Annotated in this window: 16 protein-coding genes; 5 read left to right on the top strand and 11 right to left on the bottom strand. The window is 67.0% G+C overall.

Annotated features, from left to right (window positions below):
• Window positions 1-18: 18 nt before the first annotated feature.
• Genes murI through clpS form a run of 8 tightly spaced genes read right to left on the bottom strand, consistent with a single transcriptional unit; the run spans window position 19 to window position 5,117 of the window.
• Entirely contained in the window at window positions 19-843 is an 825-nt protein-coding gene (gene murI / locus A5724_RS28150) for a glutamate racemase (RefSeq protein ID WP_156752492.1), read from the bottom strand.
• Window positions 840-1,523, bottom strand: a complete 684-nt coding sequence (locus A5724_RS28145) for a rhomboid family intramembrane serine protease (RefSeq protein ID WP_067810099.1) — start codon at window positions 1,521-1,523, stop codon at window positions 840-842. The genes murI and A5724_RS28145 overlap by 4 nt, the downstream gene beginning before the upstream one ends.
• Window positions 1,514-2,476: a cysteine synthase gene (locus tag A5724_RS28140; protein ID WP_067810093.1), complete on the bottom strand. Its 963-nt coding sequence runs from the start codon at window positions 2,474-2,476 to the stop codon at window positions 1,514-1,516. The genes A5724_RS28145 and A5724_RS28140 overlap by 10 nt, the downstream gene beginning before the upstream one ends.
• Window position 2,477: 1 nt before the next feature.
• Complete coding sequence (locus A5724_RS28135; protein WP_067810091.1) at window positions 2,478-2,759, bottom strand: MoaD/ThiS family protein; 282 nt, start codon at window positions 2,757-2,759, stop codon at window positions 2,478-2,480.
• Between the two features lie 12 nt (window positions 2,760-2,771).
• A complete protein-coding gene (locus A5724_RS28130) occupies window positions 2,772-3,185 on the bottom strand; it encodes a Mov34/MPN/PAD-1 family protein (protein WP_067810089.1) in 414 nt (137 codons plus the stop codon).
• Between the two features lie 24 nt (window positions 3,186-3,209).
• A complete protein-coding gene (locus A5724_RS28125; RefSeq protein WP_067810087.1) occupies window positions 3,210-4,229 on the bottom strand; it encodes a P1 family peptidase in 1,020 nt (339 codons plus the stop codon).
• Entirely contained in the window at window positions 4,226-4,807 is a 582-nt protein-coding gene (locus A5724_RS28120; protein WP_067810085.1) for a DUF2017 domain-containing protein, read from the bottom strand. The genes A5724_RS28125 and A5724_RS28120 overlap by 4 nt, the downstream gene beginning before the upstream one ends.
• 7 nt (window positions 4,808-4,814) lie before the next feature.
• Entirely contained in the window at window positions 4,815-5,117 is a 303-nt protein-coding gene (gene clpS / locus A5724_RS28115; RefSeq protein WP_067810082.1) for an ATP-dependent Clp protease adapter ClpS, read from the bottom strand.
• On the opposite strand from clpS, the gene A5724_RS28110 reads away from it, so the two are divergent.
• The 3 genes from A5724_RS28110 to A5724_RS28100 are packed head-to-tail and all read left to right on the top strand — an operon-like array spanning window position 5,116 to window position 9,888.
• A complete protein-coding gene (locus A5724_RS28110; RefSeq protein WP_232005007.1) occupies window positions 5,116-6,459 on the top strand; it encodes a nicotinate phosphoribosyltransferase in 1,344 nt (447 codons plus the stop codon). The two genes, clpS and A5724_RS28110, sit on opposite strands and share 2 nt — an antisense overlap.
• Window positions 6,390-8,417 carry an ATP-dependent DNA helicase gene (locus tag A5724_RS28105; protein ID WP_067810080.1) on the top strand — a complete coding sequence of 676 codons (2,028 nt, stop codon included), beginning with the start codon at window positions 6,390-6,392 and terminating at the stop codon, window positions 8,415-8,417. Before A5724_RS28110 ends, A5724_RS28105 begins: the two co-directional genes overlap by 70 nt.
• 22 nt (window positions 8,418-8,439) lie before the next feature.
• The gene (locus A5724_RS28100) at window positions 8,440-9,888 is read left to right on the top strand and encodes a neutral zinc metallopeptidase (protein ID WP_067810074.1); all 1,449 of its coding nucleotides are present in this window, start codon (window positions 8,440-8,442) and stop codon (window positions 9,886-9,888) included.
• A gap of 34 nt (window positions 9,889-9,922) precedes the next feature.
• Here the strand turns inward: A5724_RS28100 and A5724_RS28095 are convergent, their stop codons facing one another.
• The 3 genes from A5724_RS28095 to A5724_RS28085 all read right to left on the bottom strand — a co-directional run bounded on the left by A5724_RS28095 (window position 9,923) and on the right by A5724_RS28085 (window position 14,212).
• Window positions 9,923-10,615 (bottom strand): MspA family porin, encoded by a 693-nt coding sequence (locus A5724_RS28095; RefSeq protein ID WP_067810268.1) that lies wholly within the window; start codon window positions 10,613-10,615, stop codon window positions 9,923-9,925.
• A 136-nt stretch (window positions 10,616-10,751) separates the two neighbouring features.
• Window positions 10,752-11,534: a virginiamycin B lyase gene (locus A5724_RS28090; protein ID WP_232005011.1), complete on the bottom strand. Its 783-nt coding sequence runs from the start codon at window positions 11,532-11,534 to the stop codon at window positions 10,752-10,754.
• A 65-nt stretch (window positions 11,535-11,599) separates the two neighbouring features.
• The gene (locus A5724_RS28085) at window positions 11,600-14,212 is read right to left on the bottom strand and encodes a glycosyltransferase family 1 protein (RefSeq protein WP_067810069.1); all 2,613 of its coding nucleotides are present in this window, start codon (window positions 14,210-14,212) and stop codon (window positions 11,600-11,602) included.
• Window positions 14,213-14,402: 190 nt separating this feature from the next.
• On the opposite strand from A5724_RS28085, the gene A5724_RS28080 reads away from it, so the two are divergent.
• Window positions 14,403-16,490: an alpha-1,4-glucan--maltose-1-phosphate maltosyltransferase gene (locus A5724_RS28080; RefSeq protein ID WP_067810066.1), complete on the top strand. Its 2,088-nt coding sequence runs from the start codon at window positions 14,403-14,405 to the stop codon at window positions 16,488-16,490.
• Window positions 16,491-16,493: 3 nt separating this feature from the next.
• Window positions 16,494-18,701 (top strand): 1,4-alpha-glucan branching protein GlgB, encoded by a 2,208-nt coding sequence (gene glgB / locus A5724_RS28075; RefSeq protein WP_067810064.1) that lies wholly within the window; start codon window positions 16,494-16,496, stop codon window positions 18,699-18,701.
• Window positions 18,702-18,704 lie beyond the last annotated feature (3 nt).

Raw genomic sequence — 18,704 nt, 5'->3', positions numbered from 1 at the left:
CCGTTTGCACGACAGAAATCACCTTTGGGCCGCAACGTGACGTTGAACAGGCCGAACACCGTCCAGACTGGGGCCGAGGAATCGAGCCGCGAGCGTGGTGAAGGCCCCCGGATCGCCCGTCGATTCGAAGAGTCGACGGGCCTGCGGAGCGTCGTGTGGCCGCAGCAAATCCAGTTCGGTGAGCACTCTCAGCAAGTCCTTAGCTGTCTCCTCGGCACTGGACACCAACGTGACCTGATCGCCCATCGCCAACTGGATCAGCCCCGACAGCATCGGGTAGTGCGTGCAGCCCAGCACCAGGGTGTCGACCTCCGCGCGCTGCAGCGGCTCCAGATAACCCTCCGCGAGGCCGAGCACCTGGCGGCCGCTGGTCACGCCGCGCTCGACGAAGTCGACGAACCGCGGGCATGCCACGCCGATCACCTCGGTGTCGCGGGCCGCGGCGAACGCGTCCTGATAGGCGCCCGATGCGATGGTGGCCGCGGTGCCGATCACGCCGATGCGGCCGTTTCTGGTCGCGGCCACCGCGCGCCGGACCGCGGGCAGGATCACCTCGACGACGGGCACCGGCGCGTAGCGCTCGCGGGCGTCGCGCAGCATCGCCGACGACGCGGTGTTGCATGCGATCACCACCGCTTTGACTCCGCGTGAGACGAGGTCGTCGCCGATCGCCAGCGCGTGGGCGCGGATCTCGGGAATGGTCAGCGGGCCGTACGGGCCGTTGCCGGTATCGCCGACGTAGATGATGTCCTCGTCGGGCAGTTGGTCGATGATCGCCCGGGCCACCGTCAGTCCGCCGACGCCGGAGTCGAAGATCCCGACGGGCGCCATTGCGGAGCTCACGTCGTCAGGTATGGGTTCGCCGCTTTGCGTTTACGTTGCTCGCGCGCCTTACGTTCCGGACCGGACAGCAGATACGCCGCGAAGACCCCCGCGACCGCACCGCACAGGTGGCCCTGCCACGACACTCCCGGGGTGCCCGGCAGCACGCCGAGCAGCACGCTGCCGTAGACGAACAGCACGATGACGCCGACGACGATCTCCCAGATCTTGCGGGTGAAGAAGCCGAACACGATCAGAAACGCCAGCCAGCCGAAGATCAGGCCGGAGGCCCCGATGTGGTTGGCCTCGCAGCGGACGCCGACATACGGGCAATGCGCGCCGATGTTGCCGATCAACCAGGTGCCGATGCCGCCGAGCAGCCAGATGATCACGGTGGCGAAGATGAACCGCGACATCCCGGCCAGGGTCATCAGGAAACCGAGAATCAGCGCCGGAATGGTGTTGGCGATCAGGTGATCCCAGTTCGCATGCAGCAGCGGCGCGAACAGAATGCCCATCAGACCGTCGGTCTCCAGCGGCCGGATGCCGTTGTCGTCGAGGCGGTGGTTCGACAGCGAATCGATCAGCTCGACGATCCACAGAATTGCGACGAACGTGACGATGGTGACCCCGCCGACCACCCACGCGGGCCGCTTCTTCGGCTCTTGGGTCGTGGGATACCCGGGGCCCGTCATGCCCATAGCTGCCCTTCCAACGCATCTTCGGCATCGTCCAGGCTACCGGCGTATGCGCCGGTCGACAGGTACTTCCACCCGGCGTCCGCGACCACGAACGCGATATCGGCCCGCTCCCCCGCCTTGACCGCCTTGGCCGCCATGCCCAGCGCGGCGTGCAGCACGGCGCCGGTGGAGATGCCGGCGAAGATGCCTTCCACCTGCACCAGCTCGCGGGTGCGCTTGATCGCGTCGTAGGAGCCGACGGAGTAGCGAGTGGTGAGCACGTCCGGGTCGTACAGCTCGGGAATGAAGCCCTCGTCGATGTTGCGCAACGCGTAAACGCCTTCCCCGTAGCGGGGTTCGGCGGCGACGATCTGCACATCGGGCACCTGCTCACGCAGATACCGTCCGGTTCCCATCAACGTGCCGGTGGTGCCGAGGCCCGCGACGAAGTGGGTGATCGCGGGCAGGTCGGCGAGCAACTCGGGTCCGGTGCCCTCGTAATGCGCCAACGTGTTGGACTCGTTGCCGTACTGGTACAGCATCACCCACGAAGGATTCTGCGCCGCAAGCTCTTTGGCGTGCGCGACGGCGGTGTTCGAGCCGCCCTCGGCAGGCGAGTAGATGATCTTCGCGCCGTACAACTCGAGCAGTTGTCTACGCTCGATCGAGGTGTTCTCGGGCATCACACAGATCATCCGGTAGCCCTTGAGCAGCGCGGCCATCGCCAGCGAGATGCCGGTGTTGCCGCTCGTCGGCTCCAGGATCGTCGCGCCCGGCTGCAGCAGGCCCTTGCGTTCGGCGTCCTCGATCATCCGCAGCGCGGGCCGATCCTTGATCGACCCGGTCGGATTGCGGTCCTCGAGCTTGGCCCACAGCCGGACATGAGGCTCGTCATCCCACTTCGGCGAAAGCCGGTGCAGCGCAACCAAAGGCGTGTGGCCGAGCGCGTGCAGCAGCGAGTCGTAGCGCGTCAATCTAGCCGCCTGCGACGGCGGGCAGGATCGTCACCGAATCGCCGTCGCTGATCGCGGTGTCCAGTCCGCCGGAGAACCGCACATCCTCGTCGTTGACGTAGACGTTGACGAAGCGGTGCAGCTTGCCAGGGTTGGCGGGGTCGATGAGGCGCTCGGAGATGCCTGAGTAATTGGCCTCCAGGTCGCTGATCACGTCCTGCAGCGTGGCTCCTGATGCGGAGACCCGCTTCTCGCCACCGGTGTGGGTGCGCAGGATGGTCGGGATGGAAACCTCAACAGCCATGACTAAGCCTTTCTAGTACTGCTCAACGATTTTGACGGGTTCCTCGGTGACGACACCGTCGAGGATGCGGTAACTGCGCAACTCGTGTTGATCGGGATCGCGCGTCGAAACGAGTACGTAGTGCGCATCGGGCTCGGACGCATACGAGATGTCGGTGCGGCTCGGATAGGCCTCGGTCGCGGTGTGCGAGTGGTAGATCACGACGGGCGCCTCGTCGGCTTGGTCCATGGCCCGCCACACCTTGAGTTGCTCACCGGAGTCGAACCGGTAGAACGTCGGCGACCGCTCGGCGTTGACCATCGGGATGAACCGCTCGGGCCGGTCCGACCCCTCCGCGCCCGCGATCACCCCGCACGCCTCGTCCGGATGGTCGGCGCGGGCATGCGCGACCATGGCGTCGACCAGGTCGGCGCGGATCACCAACACGTCAGTTCCTTTCTGCGCCGGGCCTCATCCGAACGCTCCGGGCAACATGTCCCGGTACGACGGTATTCCGGCGACCGACTCGGCGGCCAACACACCCACCAGCACCGCATGCGCCAGACAGTCCGCCGCCGCGGCCCCGACCGCGGTGATCAGCGGCGTCTCAGGCGACATCGATGCAGGTGTCAAGGGGTCCGGCGGCACCTCGATTGCGCCGGTGGCCAGCACGAACACCGTGTCGCCGTCCAGTGGGGTGTGACACGGGCGGATGGTGCGGGACAGGCCGCTGTGGGCAGCCACCGCGACTCGGCGGCAGCCTGCGGGGCTCAGCGCCGCGTCGGTGGCCACCGCTGCGATCGTGGTGTTGAGTGGGCTGAACTCGGCGCGCCGGGCGGCGTAGGCAGCGATCTGGTCGGCGGGCGGCGACACCAGACCGAACTCCTCGATTTGATACGCCAGCCACGGCAACCCGGTTTCGGTGTCGACCACGTCGCCCGCCGCGTTGACCACCACGATCGCGCCGACGGTGACGCCGGAGTCCAGCGTGACCGACGCGGTGCCCACCCCGCCCTTGAGCGCCCCGACGCGCGCGCCGGTGCCCGCCCCCACGGACCCGACGGCCACTTCAGTACCCGCGCTCTGCGCGGCGGCGTAGCCGAACTCGGCGGTGGGCCGGTTCTTCCACCCGCCGACGGGAAGATCGAAGACCACCGCGGCGGGCACGATCGGCACCACGCCGCCTTCCATCGCCACACCGCGGCCCTGCTCCTCGAGGAAGGTCATCACGCCGTCGGCGGCCGCGAGCCCGAAGGCGCTGCCACCGCTGAGCACAATCGCATCCGCATGGCAGACCGAGTTCATCGGGTCGAGCAGGTCAGTTTCCCGAGTGCCTGGCGCTCCGCCGCGACCGTCGACCGCGCCGACCGTGCCCGGCGGCGCGAGTACGACGGTGGTGCCGCTGGCCCAGCCGGCGCCGAGCGTGACGTCGTCGTCCAGGCGCTCATACTGGCCGACGAGGATGCCGCCGACGTCGGTGATCGAACTCATCTCTTGCCCATCAGGCCAAGGACGAGGTACTCCTGCAACACGGTCAGCCACTGGTACACGTCGAGGTGTCCGGACATCGGATGATCCGTCGGCAGCGCGTCGGGACCGTTCGGGCCGATGTCGAGCATGGTGCCGAGGGCCAGCCGCACATCGTTGACCGCGGCCGCCCATGCGTTGGCGTCGTCCTCGGTCAGTTCGAACTTGCCGCCACCCTTCGGGCAGGTGTCCAACAACCGTTGCGCCGCTTCGCGTTTCGCGTTGATGATCTCGGGTTCATGCAGGCTTCGCAGCGCGCTGTTCAGGCTCTCCATGGTGCCCGAGCCCGCGGGATGGTCATTCTGCGGACGGTAAAAATCCGGAAGCAGGCGCTTCATCGTTTCGTCCTGCGGCGGCGTGGAGTTGCCGGTCTTCATCCCGGTGATCTCGTGGAGTTCGTCTGCGGGAGCGGATGATTCGCGTTCCTCCAGCATGCCCAGCATCGACGTCACCAGGCTGCTGAGCAGGCCTGCCTCGTGCGCGGCAAATGCGGACCGAAACCGCGGGCCCTCGGGGGTTTCGACCCGCTTCCACTTACGCACAGCCGGATCAGCGGTCCTGCTGCATGGTCGCCCACAAGCCTGCGGCATGGAGCTTGGACACGTCGACCTCCATCGACTCGCGGCTGCCTGCTGACACCACGGCCTTGCCTTCGTTGTGCACCTGCAGCATGAGCTTGGTCGCATGCGGCTCGCTGTAACCGAACAACTTCTGGAAGACATACGTCACGTATGTCATCAGATTCACGGGGTCGTCCCAGACGATGGTCACCCAGGGGGCGTCCGTCGCCTCGGTGCTCTTGACATCCCGTTCCTCGCGGGTTCCCGGGCGGGTCTTCGCCGGAGTAACCATGTGGATCAGGATACCGAGGTCGCTCAACCGTTACCGTTGCGGTGTGTCTTCTGCTTCTCCGGCGTTGCTGACCGACAAATACGAGCTGACGATGCTCGCGGCGGCGCTCCGGGACGGCAGCGCGCACCGCCGCGCCAGCTTCGAGATCTTCGCCCGCCGGCTGCCGGAGGGCAGGCGTTACGGGATCGTCGCGGGCACCGCGCGGTTCGTGGAAGCATTGGCGGAGTTCAGGTTCGACGACGCCGCCCTGGCGTCGCTGGAACCTTCGATGGATCGTGAAACGCTCGCGTACCTCGCCGACTACCGGTTCTCCGGCGACGTCGACGGTTACACCGAAGGTGAGCTGTACTTCCCCGGCTCGCCGGTGCTGTCGGTGCACGGAACCTTCGGCGAATGCGTTCTGCTCGAGACGCTTGCGCTGTCGATCTTCAACCATGACACGGCGATCGCCTCGGCCGCCGCGCGGATGGTCAGCGCGGCCATCGAACGCCCGCTGATCGAAATGGGCTCACGGCGCACTCATGAGCAGGCTGCGGTCGCCGCGGCGCGCGCGGCCTACATCGCCGGATTCACCGGGTCGTCGAATCTCGAGGCGCAACGCCGCCACGGCGTGCCCGCCCTTGGCACCAGCGCGCACGCGTTCACGCTGCTGCACACCACCGGCGGGGGGCCCGACGAGAAGGCCGCGTTCAAAGCTCAGGTCGACGCGCTCGGCGTCGGCACCACGCTGCTCGTCGACACCTACGACATCACGCAGGGGGTGGCCAACGCCGTCGACGTGGCGGGCACTGAACTGGGCGCGGTGCGGATCGACTCCGGCGACCTCGGCGTGATGGCGCGCCAGGTCCGCGATCAACTGGACCGTCTCGGCGCCACCAAGACCCGGATCGTGGTGTCCGGCGACCTCGACGAGTTCGCGATCGCGGCGTTGCGCGCCGAACCCGTCGACATCTACGGCGTCGGCACTTCGGTGGTGACCGGTTCCGGCGCGCCGACCGCCAGCATGGTCTACAAGTTGGTGGAGGTCGACGGCATGCCCGTCGAGAAACGCAGCAGCCTTAAGGAGTCCCACGGCGGACGCAAACAGGCGCTGCGGACGTGTAAGACCACCGGCACCATCGTCGAGGAGATCGTGTACCCCTACGCCCAGCCACCGCGCGACGAGTCAGGGCGCCTGCTGACCGTCGATCTGGTGCGCGACGGCGAACCGGTCGGCGACCTGAGCATCGACACGGCCCGCAAGCGCGTCAAGGAAGGACTGCACAGCCTGCCATGGGACGGCCTGAAACTGTCGAAGGGCGAGCCCGCCGTCCCGACCCGGATGATCCCGCCGTCCCGCTAGGAGAAGTCACGGACGTCACCGAACTGCTGGCCAAGGCGGTCGCCGCGCTGGGCGGTAGCGAGCGCAGTGGCCAGATCGAGATGGCCGAGGCCGTTGCGCGCGCATTCGACACCGGCGAGCACCTCGCCGTGCAGGCGGGCACCGGCACCGGCAAGTCGCTGGCCTACCTGGTGCCAGCGATCGCCAAGGCCGTCGAAGCCGAAGAGCCGGTGGTGGTGTCGACCGCCACCATCGCCCTGCAGCGCCAACTCGTCGATCGCGACCTGCCCCGGCTTGCCGATTCGCTCGCCGACGTACTGCCTCGTCGGCCCGACTTCGCGCTGCTGAAGGGGCGCGGAAACTACCTGTGCCTGAACAAGATCCACAATGGAGCCGCGACTGAGCCGGAAGACGGGCCGCAGGAGGAGCTGTTCAAGCCGATGGCCGCCAGCGCGTTGGGCCGCGACGTGCAGCGGCTGATCGCGTGGTCGTCGCACACCGACACCGGCGACCGCGACGAGTTGATCCCGGGCGTGCCGGACCGGTCGTGGTCGCAGGTGTCGGTATCGGCGCGGGAGTGCATCGGGATGGCCCGGTGCCCGTTCGGCACCGACTGTTTCGCCGAGCGTGCCCGCGACAAGGCGGGCCACGCCGATGTCGTCGTCACCAACCACGCGCTGCTGGCGATCGATGCGATGACCGACGCCGCCGTCCTTCCCGAACACCACCTGCTGGTCGTCGACGAGGCGCACGAACTGGTCGACCGGGTGACCGGGGTGGCCACCGGCGAGTTGTCGGCCACCTCGCTCGGCGTCGCTCAGCGCCGCGTCAGCAGGCTCATCGATCCCGAACTCGTGCAGCGCCTGGACGCCGCGGCGGCGACGTTGTCGTCGGCGATCCACGACGCGACTGCCGGCCGCATCGACGTGCTGGACGACGAGATGACCACCTATCTGACCGCGCTACGCGACGCCGCGAGCAGGGCGCGTTCGGCGATCGATACGGCGCCCAGCGATCCGGCGGCGGCGTCGGCGCGCGCCGAGGCGGTGACCGCGCTGACCGACATCAGCGACACCGCGACCCGAATCCTGACGTCGTTCGTGCCCGCCATCCCTGACCGAGACGACGTGGTGTGGCTGGAGCGTGACGACAACCGTGCGGTGCTGCGGGTGGCGCCGCTGTCGGTCGCAGGTCTGTTGCGCGGCAGGCTTTTTGAGCACACCACCGCGGTGCTGACGTCGGCGACACTGACCATCGGCGGCACCTTCGACTCGATGGCGTCGGCGTGGGGGCTGGCAGGCGACGAGGTGAAGTGGCGCGGCCTCGACGTCGGGTCGCCGTTCGAGCACGCCAAGTCGGGCATCCTCTACGTGGCCGCGCATCTGCCGCCGCCTGGGCGCGACGGCACCGGGTCGGCCGAGCAACTCGACGAGATCGAGGCGCTGATCACCGCCGCGGGTGGCCGGACGCTGGGGCTGTTCTCGTCGATGCGGGCGGCCAAGGCCGCGGCGGAGATCATGCGCGACCGACTCGACACCCCGGTGTTGTGCCAGGGCGACGACGCCACGTCGGCGTTGGTGCAGCAGTTCGCGGACGATCCCGAGACGTCGCTGTTCGGCACGCTGTCGCTGTGGCAGGGCGTGGACGTGCCCGGTCCTTCGCTGTCGCTGGTGCTCATCGACCGCATTCCGTTTCCCCGGCCCGACGACCCGCTGCTGACCGCGCGGCAGCGTGCGGTGGCGGCGCGCGGCGGCAACGGGTTCATGGCCGTCGCCGCCAGCCATGCGGCCCTGCTCCTGGCGCAGGGAGCAGGGCGTCTGCTGCGACGCGTCGACGACCGCGGTGTGGTCGCGGTGCTGGATTCGCGGATGGCGACTGCCCGCTACGGCGGTTACCTGCGCGCATCGCTGCCGCCGTATTGGGCCACGACCGACTCGAATCGGGTGCGCGAAGCACTCGAACGTCTGCGCGCAGGCTGACAGCTTTCATTAAGCTGCCTGCATGGCAAGGGGCCGGGTCATAGGTGCCGCGATCGCGGCCTGCACCGTGCTGGCATTTCCCGCGTGCACCACAACCCTTCAGGGCAAGGCGGTCTCGGTGTTCGACGACCCGTTCCACGTCGCAGGCATGCCCGCCAGCGACGGCCCTACCGGGCTGCGACCCGATGCGAAGGGCGATGTGCGCGACGTCGAAGGCACCGACAACGGTCAGATCGACAAGCTGGCCGCCAACGCTGTCAGCGACATCGAAGACTACTGGAGCCAGGTGTACGGTGACACGTTCGACGGGCAGTTCACCCCTGTCGAAGCGTTGATCTCTTGGGACGCAAACGGTTTCGACGGCACGTCGTTCTGCGGCGAGGACACCTACGGAATCGTCAACGCCGCGTTCTGCTACGACGACGACACGATCGGCTGGGACCGCGGCGAGTTGCTGCCCGCGTTGCGAAAGGCCTACGGAGACATGGGTGTCACGATGGTGCTCGCCCACGAGTACGGTCACGCGGTCCAGCATCAGGCGGGCGTCAACAAGAAGGGCACTCCAACCCTGGTCAAGGAGCAGCAGGCCGACTGCTTCGCCGGTGCCTACATGCGCTGGGTGGCCGAGGACAAATCACCACGGTTCACGCTGTCCACGGGTGAGGGGCTGAACACCGTACTGGCGGCCGTGATCGCGTTCCGCGACCCGCTGTTCGCCGCGGGTGATCCGGAAGCCGGTGTGGACGAACACGGTTCGGCGTTCGAGCGCCTTTCGGCATTCCAGTTCGGCTTCACCGACGGGCCGTCGGCGTGCGCCGCGATCGACATGCGCGAAATCGGCCAGCGGCGCGGCGATCTCCCGGTGCTGCTGCCCGAGGACCAGACCGGGGAACTGCCGATCACGAAGGAATCGGTGCAGTCGATCATCGACGCGATGGGCATCGTGTTCGCGCCCGCGAACCCGCCGAAGCTGAGCTTCAACGCCGCCGACGCCAAAGGTTGCCCTGACGCGCGGCCCAGTCCGCCCGCGTCGTACTGTCCGGCCACCAACACGATCGTCGTCGACCTCGAGGAACTCGAAGTGATGGGCGCGCAGTCGGACAGCGACAACGGCGTCGGCCTGGCCAGCGGGGACAACACCGCCTACTCGGTTCTGGTGTCCCGATACATGCAGGCGCTGCAGCACGCACGCGGCGGCGTCGTCCTCGACAACGCCGAGGCCGCGCTGCGCACGGCGTGCCTCACCGGAGTGGCGACCGTCAAGATGTCGAAGAGCATCACGACACCCGACGGCAACACCATCGCGCTGACAGCCGGCGACGTCGACGAGGCGGTGTCGGGCATCTTGACCAACGGCCTGGCCGCCAGCGACGTCAACGGCGAGTCGGTGCCGTCCGGGTTCTCGCGGATCGACGCGTTCCGGGTCGGCGTGCTCGGTGACGAGGACCGCTGCTTCAAGCGCTTCCGCTGAACGCCGAAACTTACACGTCGATCTCGCCGACGAACTAGACCTTCTTCGTCACGCCGTACCACGCGGTGACGACGTCCGACACATCTGTCGACCGGGTCAAAAACGAGTACGAGCGGATGAAGGATTCGCCGACGCAGCCGTCGATCTTGATGCGGAACCCGTCGATCAGTATCCAGGGGTCGAAGCCGCGGAACTGTTTCTTGGACACCGGAATCGTGTTGATGAGCCCAGGCTTGAGACCGACCGTCACACCGCCTCCGAGGTTGGAGCCGACCCCGGGAATGATGCCCTCGGGTAGCGGCGAGATGACGTCGGTGCCAACCACTCCGACCGACGGGTTCAACCCCACAGTGCCGGTCAGCGAGACGCCGTTGGACGTGCTCATGTCTATGCCACAGCCGATCTGGTAGCCCACCTCGAGCGTGCCGGACGGAGGTTCGGCGTCCTCGGGCCCGGAGAGCGCACCGCTGTACGTGCCACCCACTTGGTATTCGCGCGACGAGACCGCCGTCGTCAGCGGTGAAATCACCCGCTGCAGTTCGTTTTTTGCCGATACCGTTTGGGTCCAGCCGTCGGGTGCGATGGTGGTCGCGGGCGGCGACGACTCCACCCAGCCTTCGTCGGCAGGCGCGGCGGCTTCGGCCGCGACCGCTTCGGTATCGGGGTCGGCGGACGCGCTCGGCGGGGCCGAAGCGCAGAGCAACGCGCAGACGGTCAGCACGGCCATCGGATGAACCAGCACAGCGCAGCCCTCCTCGGCCGGAACACATTCCGCCTTGGATCATTACCCGACCGCCCGATCACACCCGGCAAAGGCGGGCCGGAAGTCAGCGAGTCTTTATCCGAGCGTGACCGGACCGAGTTCAGGTGGGCATTCGCAGCACGAAGCCGGATTCCAGCGCCACCCACGGTGCACCGTCGGCGCCGATCGCCAACCCGTGCGGCTCACTGCCAGGGGGAACGTCGATGGTGACGACGTCGGAGCCGTCCCCGCTGACCCGCGCGATCTGGTCTGCGCCCCACAGGCTGACCCACACCCCGTCGTCCGGATCGGCGACCACCGCATGCGGCTTTCCGGGCAGCTCCATCTCCTGAATCGCGTCATCCATCGGAATGCGGCCGAGCTTGGAGGCCAGGATCTCGGTGAACCACACCGCATCGTCGTGTGTCGCGGCGATCCCGACGGGACCCGCTGCCGCCGTTGGCAATTCGCGCACGGTCAAGCCGTCTGCGACAGCGAACCGGCCGATCGCGTTGCCCTGATTCAGGGTGAACCACAACGCGTTGTCGGGGCCGGTGACGATCATCGACGGTGCGCCACCGACCGCCGTCTCCCCGGACAGTTCGCCGTCCACGGAGATCCTGCCGATCTCACCCGACGTCATCGCGGTGAACCACATCGCCCCGTCGGGGCCTGCGGTGATGCCGTACGGACCGGTGTCCTCGCCCAGTTGGAACATCGTCAATTCGCCTGCCATCGTGATCCGGCCGATGCGGTCGTCACCGGTACAGGTGAACCACATCGCGCCGTCGGGCCCGGCTGCGATGATCGACGGCCGCGATCGCGCGTCGACCGGATATACCGTGACGTCGCCGCCGTCGGTCACCCGGGCGATCGCCCCCGCGTGCACCAACGTCACCCACATCGCCTCGTCCTGGCCGAGCGCGAGCGCGTACGGCCCACCGTCCACACCGACCTTGAGCGCGGGACTCACGCCAGCGTGACGAGGCCGAGTTCGTTGTCGCCTGCCAACAAGGGGTGATGCGGCAGCACCCGCACCGTGTATCCGACCGGACCTGCCACCGGCAGCGGCGTGGTCGTCGAAAACACCTCGTTGCCGCCGTCGGCCGTGCCGGTGTGGGCCATCGGCACCGTGACCGGGTCCACCAGCGCGTCGCCAGCGTCCACCCGGCCGAGCACCGCCTGAACCACTACCTCGTCAGGCCGCAGGCCGGCCAGCTGCACCGTCGCCGTCAGCGTCAACTCCGAGCCCAGCAGCGGCGTGTCGGGAAGGCCGTAACTGTCGACGTCGGTGATCTGGATCTTCGGCCACGCCTCCTGCGCCCGCTGCCGGTAGGCGGCCAACTCGCGCGCAGCGCCGAACGGCTCGCCGTCGGCGCCCGGTTCGACGGTCCTGCGCAACGACTGCGCCGCCGGTGCGTAGTACTTCTCCGTGTAGTCGCGCACCATCCGCGACGCGAGCACCTTCGGCCCCAGCGCCATCAGCGTGTGGCGCACCATCTCCACCCAGCGCGTCGGGATACCGTGCTCGTCGCGGTCGTAGAACTTCGGCGCCACCGACTGCTCGATCAAGTCGTACAACGCCGCGGCCTCGATGTCGTCGCGACGGCCTTCGTCGAGCAACCCGTCCGCGGTCGGTATGGCCCAGCCGTTCTCGCCGTCGTACCACTCGTCCCACCAGCCGTCGCGGATGGACAGGTTGAGGCCACCGTTGAGAGCGCTTTTCATGCCCGACGTTCCCGAGGCCTCCAGCGGACGCAGCGGATTGTTCAGCCAGACGTCGCAGCCGTAATACAGCTGACGGGCCATCGACATGTCGTAGTCGGGCAGGAACGCGATGCGGTGGCGCACCTCCGGACGATCGGCGAACTTCACGACCTGCTGGATCAGCGCCTTGCCGCCGTCATCGGCGGGGTGCGACTTGCCGGCCACGATCAGCTGAATCGGATGTTTTTCGTCGACGAGCAGCCGCTCGAGCCGGACCGGGTCCTGAAGCATCAGGGTCAGCCGTTTGTACGTCGGCACCCGTCGGGCGAACCCTATGGTCAGCACGTCAGGATCGAAAGCCGTTGCGATCCAACCGAGTTCGGCCTCCGACGCTCCGCGCTCCAGCCATGACCGACGGAGCCGGGCGCGTACGTCCCTGACAAGGGCTTCCCGCAACTGTGAGCGGATCCACCACATGTGACCGGTGTCGACCTGCTGCAGCCGCTGCCAGGTGTCCGGCTCGGTCAACGAGCCCAGATCCTCGCTGCCGAGCAACTCGCGGCCGAGTTCGAGCCACTGCGGCGCCGCCCACGTCGGACCGTGCACCCCGTTGGTGATCGAGCCGATCGGCACCTCGCCAGGGTCGAAGCCCGGCCACAACTCGTTGAACATGGACCGGCTGACGCGTCCATGTAACCTCGACACCCCGTTGGCGCGCTGCGCCAGCCGCAGGCCCATGTGCGCCATGTTGAACATCGCCGGGTCGTCCTCGGCGCCGAACGCGATGATCCGGTCCAGCGGAACCCCGGGCAACAACCGCGACATCTCCCCCGCCGGACCATCCGCCGAGCCGCCGAAGTAGCGCTTGACCATTTCCACCGGGAAACGGTCGATGCCCGCCGGCACCGGGGTGTGCGTGGTGAATACGGTCGACGACCGCACCACCGTCAGCGCGGTGTCGAAGTCAAGACCGGCGTCGATCAGTTCACGGATGCGCTCCGCGCCGAGGAAACCGGCGTGACCCTCGTTCATGTGGAACACCTCGGGGGCGGGCAGGCCCTCCAGCGCGGCGTAGGCCCGGATCGCGCGCACGCCGCCGATGCCGGCCAGGATCTCCTGCTTGATGCGGTGTTCCTGGTCTCCGCCGTAGAGCCGATCGGTGACCCCACGCAGCTCGTGGTCGTTCTCCGGAATGTCGGAGTCCAACAGCAGCAATGGAATTCGGCCCACCTGCGCGACCCAGACGCGGGCCCGCAGCTGATTGGAATCCGGCATCGCCAGCTCGACCAACACCGGGTCGCCCGCGCGGTCGGTCAGCAGCCGTAGCGGCAACCCCTGCGGGTCCAGTGACGGGTAGCTCTCATGCTGCCAGCCGTCGGCGGTCAGCGACTGCCGGAAGTACCCGGAGCGGTACAGCAACCCGACCGCGATCAAAGGCAGCCCGAGATCGGACGCGGATTTGAGGTGGTCGCCGGCCAAAATGCCCAACCCACCCGAGTAGTTGGGCAGCACTTCGGCAACCCCGAACTCCATGGAGAAGTACGCGATGCCGTGGGGCAGCTGCGTCCCCTGGTTCTGCTCTTGCTGGTACCAAAGCGGTTTGGTCAGGTAATTGTCCAGGTCTGCGGCCAGCGCGTCGAGACGGTGCACGAAGGATTCATCGACGGCGAGCTCGTCCAGGCGCTTCGGGGCGACCTGCCCCAGCAGCGCGACCGGATCGGAGCCGACCTGCTTCCACAGCTCCGGGTCAATGGCGGCGAACAGGTCCTGGGCCGGCTTGTCCCAGGACCAACGCAGGTTGATCGAAAGACGTTCGAGCGCAGTCAGACGATCGGGAAGATGTGCGCGGACCGTGAACCGGCGGAGTGCTTTCACGTGACTCAACCTTACTGACTAATCGGCTCGGCGCAGTGCGGTGGGCAATCGCTTCACCTCCATTGGGTTCGGCTGGCCACTACGGTGGGTATAGGGCGCTGAGGATGTCCACGAGGCACCGATTCGAGACCAGACGACAAGCACAGCGGCCGCATGGCTCCGGGGCCGCGTCAGTGTAAGGAGTGATGGGGTGGCCGGTCGCATCGGCATCGACGACGTCGAACCTGTCGTATCTGGCGGACGCTATCCGGCCAAGGCGGTGGTGGGCGAGATCGTTCCCGTCCGGGCGACGGTGTGGCGCGAAGGCCACGACGCCGTGTCGGCGACGCTGGTGGTGCGCTACCACGGCAGCGCGTATCCCAAGCTGACCGCGGACCCGCCTGGCTTGGCCAAACCGGCCGAGGCTGTGCCGATCGAAAAGGTGGTCAGCCCCGCGCCGCGGATAAGGCCGCAGCTGCTGCCGATGGCGATGGGCCGGACACCGGACGTATTCCACGGCCAGTTCAGTCCCGACAGTGTCGGGTTGTGGACGTTCCGCGTCGACGGCTGGGGCGATCCGATCGCGACCTGGCGTAAGAACGTCACGGCGAAGCTGGACGCGGGTCAAAGCGAAAGCGAGCTGAACAACGACCTGCTGGTCGGCGCGAGGTTGCTCGAGCGCGCAGCCACCGGCGCCCCGCGTCAGCACCGCTACCCGCTGATCGATGCGGCCGCCCGACTACGCGCACCCGGCGATCCGTTCGCCCGCGCAGGCGCCGCGCTTTCCGAGGAAGTCGCCGAGGTGCTCGAACAGTATCCGCTGCGCGAATTGATCACGCGCGGACAGCAATACGGCGTCTGGGTAGACCGGCCGCTGGCACGGCTCAGCGCATGGTACGAATTCTTTCCCCGGTCGAGCGGCGGCTGGGATGCCCAGGGCAATCCGGTGCACGGCACCTTCGCCACGGCGACCAAGGAGTTGTCGCGCATCGCGAAGATGGGTTTCGACGTCGTGTATCTGCCACCGATCCACCCGATCGGCAAGGTGCACCGCAAGGGCCGCAACAACAGCGTGACCGCCGCACCCAACGACGTCGGTTCGCCGTGGGCGATCGGCAGCGACGAGGGTGGCCACGACGCGGTCCACCCGAAACTGGGCACCATCGAGGATTTCGACGACTTCGTCGCGGCCGCACGCGATCACGGGATGGAGGTGTCGCTGGACCTGGCTCTGCAGTGCGCACCTGACCATCCGTGGGCACGCGAGCACCCCGAGTGGTTCACCGTGCTGCCGGACGGGACCATCGCGTATGCGGAGAATCCCCCGAAGAAGTACCAGGACATCTATCCGCTGAACTTCGACAACGATCCGGCGGGCCTCTACCAGGAGGTGCTCCGGGTCGTGCGGTTCTGGATTTCGCACGGTGTCAAGGTGTTTCGCGTCGACAATCCGCACACCAAGCCGCCGAACTTCTGGGCCTGGTTGATCGGCGAGGTGAAGAACCTCGATCCCGACGTGCTGTTCCTGTCGGAGGCGTTCACCAGGCCTGCGCGGCTGTACGGGCTGGCCAAACTCGGATTCACGCAGTCCTACACGTATTTCACGTGGCGCACCTCGAAATGGGAGCTGACGGAATTCGGTCAGCAGATCGCCGAGCACGCCGACGAGGCGCGGCCGAACCTGTTCGTGAACACCCCCGACATCCTGCACGAGAGCCTGCAGCACGGCGGGCCGGGGATGTTCGCGATCCGCGCCGTGCTGGCCTCCACGATGAGCTCGGCGTGGGGCGTGTATTCGGGCTACGAGCTGTTCGAGCACCGCCCGGTGCGCGAAGGCAGCGAGGAATACCTGGACTCGGAGAAGTACGAACTGCGGCCACGCGACTTCGAGGCGGCGCTGGCCGACGGCGAGTCGCTCGAGCCGTTTTTGACCCGGCTCAACGAGATTCGGCGTGTGCACCCGGCGTTACACGAACTGCGGACGATCAAGTTCCACCACCCCGACAACGATGCGCTGTTGGCCTACAGCAAGTTCGACCCGCTCACCGGCGATCAGGTGCTGGTGGTGGTGACGCTGAACCCGTTCGGACCTGAGGAGGCCACACTGTGGCTCGACATGGGCGCGCTCGGCATGGAGCCCTACGACAGATTCTGGGTACGTGACGAGATAACCGGTGACGAATACCAATGGGGCCAATCGAATTACGTCCGCATCGACCCGGCGCGGGCGGTCGCCCATGTGCTGAACATGCCCCAGGTGCCCGCCGACCAACGACTGAACCTGCTGCGTAGGGAGTGACAAATGACTCAGACGAACCAACGCACGAGCCCGCACCTTCGGCCACACACCGCGGATCTCAACCGCCTGCTGGCCGGGGAGCACCACGACCCACATTCGATTCTCGGCGCTCACGAATACGGCGATCACACCGTGATTCGCGCGTACCGCCCACACGCGGCAGAGGTCGTCGCGCTCATCGGCGGCGAGCGTTACGTGTTCGGCCACATCGAATCCGGCCTGTTCGCAGTCGCGGTGCCGTTTACCGACCTCGTCGACTACCGTCTCGAGGTCAGCTATCCGGCCCCCGGTGGCGCCACCCATACCCAGACCGTTGCCGACGCGTACCGCTTCCTGCCCACGCTCGGCGAGATGGACCTGCACCTATTCGCCGAGGGCCGCCACGAACGACTCTGGGAGATCCTGGGCGCACATCCGCGCAGCTTCACCACGCCCGACGGTGTGGTGGAAGGCGTCTCGTTCGCGGTGTGGGCGCCGAATGCCAAGGGCGTCAGCCTGATCGGCGAGTTCAATCACTGGGACGGTAACGAAGCCCAGTTGCGGGTGCTCGGCTCGACGGGTGTGTGGGAGCTGTTCTGGCCCGGCTTCGAAGTCGGCGGACTGTACAAATTCCGGGTACACGGCGCCGACGGCGCGGTGACCGAACGTGCCGACCCGATGGCGTTCGCCACCGAGGTACCGCCGCAGACCGCGTCGAAGGTGACGAAGAGTTCCTACGCCTGGGGCGACTCCGACTGGATGACCCAACGCGCCGGTCAGAACCCGGTGTTCGAGCCGATGAGCACCTACGAGGTGCACCTGATGTCGTGGCGGCCAGGATTGAGTTATCGACAACTGGCCGACGAATTGACCGATTACGTGGTTTCGCAGGGCTTTACGCATGTCGAGTTGATGCCGGTGGCCGAACATCCATTCGGCGGATCGTGGGGCTACCAGGTCACGTCGTACTACGCGCCGACGTCACGCCTCGGGAACCCCGACGACTTCCGTCACCTGGTGGACCGACTGCATCAGGCCGGTATCGGCGTGATCATGGACTGGGTTCCGGCGCACTTCCCGAAGGACGCGTGGGCGCTGGGCCGGTTCGACGGAACCGCGCTCTACGAGCACTCCGATCCCCGCCGCGGCGAGCAATTGGACTGGGGCACTTACGTGTTCGACTTCGGCAGGGCCGAGGTGCGCAACTTCCTCGTCGCCAATGCGCTGTACTGGCTGCAGGAATTCCACATCGACGGGCTGCGTGTCGATGCCGTCGCGTCGATGCTCTACCTCGACTACTCACGCCCGGAGGGCGGCTGGACGCCGAACGTCTACGGCGGTCGCGAGAACCTGGAAGCCGTGCAGTTCCTGCAGGAGATGAACGCCACCGTGCACAAGTTGGCGCCGGGCATCGTGACGGTCGCCGAGGAGTCGACGTCGTGGCCCGGTGTCACACGGGCGACCAACCTCGGCGGCCTTGGCTTTTCGATGAAGTGGAACATGGGCTGGATGAACGACACGCTGGAGTTCATCAAACGCGACCCGATCCACCGCAGCTACCACCACCACGAGATCACCTTCTCGATGCTCTACGCCTACAGCGAGAACTTCGTATTGCCCATCAGCCATGACGAGGTGGTGCACGGCAAGGGCACATTGTGGGGCCGGATGCCGGGCGACGACCACGTCAAGGCGGCGGGCCTGCGCGGCCTGCTGGCCTACCAGTGGGCGCATCCCGGCAAGCAACTGCTGTTCATGGGTCAGGAATTCGGGCAACGTGCGGAGTGGTCCGAGGAGCGCGGCGTCGACTGGTACCAGCTAGACGAGAACAGTTTCTCCACCGGCATCCAGCGGCTGATGCAGGACATGAACGGCATCTACCGCAGCCGTCGCGCACTGTGGTCGCAGGACACCCGGCCGGAGGGCTATTCGTGGATCGACGCCAACGACTCGGCCAATAACGTGTTGAGCTTCCTGCGGTTCGGCGACGACGGCTCGATGCTGGCGTGCGTGTTCAACTTCTCCGGTTCCGAGCACACCCGGTACCGGCTTGGATTGCCGCACGCAGGGACGTGGCGTGAGGTGCTCAACACCGACGCCGACATCTACAACGGCACCGGAATCGGCAATTACGGCGCAGTGGAGGCCACTGATGAGCCGTGGCACGGTCGCCCGGCTTCGGCGGTGATGGTGCTGCCGCCACTTGCCGCGCTGTGGTTCGAGCCGGCCTGATCT

Source organism: Mycobacterium sp. ACS1612 (assembly GCF_001667505.1).
GTDB lineage: Bacteria > Actinomycetota > Actinomycetes > Mycobacteriales > Mycobacteriaceae > Mycobacterium.
This window is presented reverse-complemented; position numbering and strand designations above follow the sequence as displayed.

Coding starts and splice junctions, on each gene's coding strand:
- A5724_RS28105 (WP_067810080.1), top strand. CDS start 6,390: ATGGGACGGCCTGAAACTGTCGAAGGGCGAGCCCGCCGTCCCGACCCG.
- A5724_RS28090 (WP_232005011.1), bottom strand. CDS start 11,534: ATGTGGGTGACGTTGGTGCACGCGGGGGCGATCGCCCGGGTGACCGAC.
- A5724_RS28125 (WP_067810087.1), bottom strand. CDS start 4,229: ATGAGTTCGATCACCGACGTCGGCGGCATCCTCGTCGGCCAGTATGAG.
- A5724_RS28135 (WP_067810091.1), bottom strand. CDS start 2,759: ATGGCTGTTGAGGTTTCCATCCCGACCATCCTGCGCACCCACACCGGT.
- clpS (WP_067810082.1), bottom strand. CDS start 5,117: ATGGTTACTCCGGCGAAGACCCGCCCGGGAACCCGCGAGGAACGGGAT.
- A5724_RS28100 (WP_067810074.1), top strand. CDS start 8,440: ATGGCAAGGGGCCGGGTCATAGGTGCCGCGATCGCGGCCTGCACCGTG.
- A5724_RS28110 (WP_232005007.1), top strand. CDS start 5,116: ATGTGGATCAGGATACCGAGGTCGCTCAACCGTTACCGTTGCGGTGTG.
- glgB (WP_067810064.1), top strand. CDS start 16,494: ATGACTCAGACGAACCAACGCACGAGCCCGCACCTTCGGCCACACACC.
- A5724_RS28095 (WP_067810268.1), bottom strand. CDS start 10,615: ATGGCCGTGCTGACCGTCTGCGCGTTGCTCTGCGCTTCGGCCCCGCCG.
- A5724_RS28145 (WP_067810099.1), bottom strand. CDS start 1,523: ATGGGCATGACGGGCCCCGGGTATCCCACGACCCAAGAGCCGAAGAAG.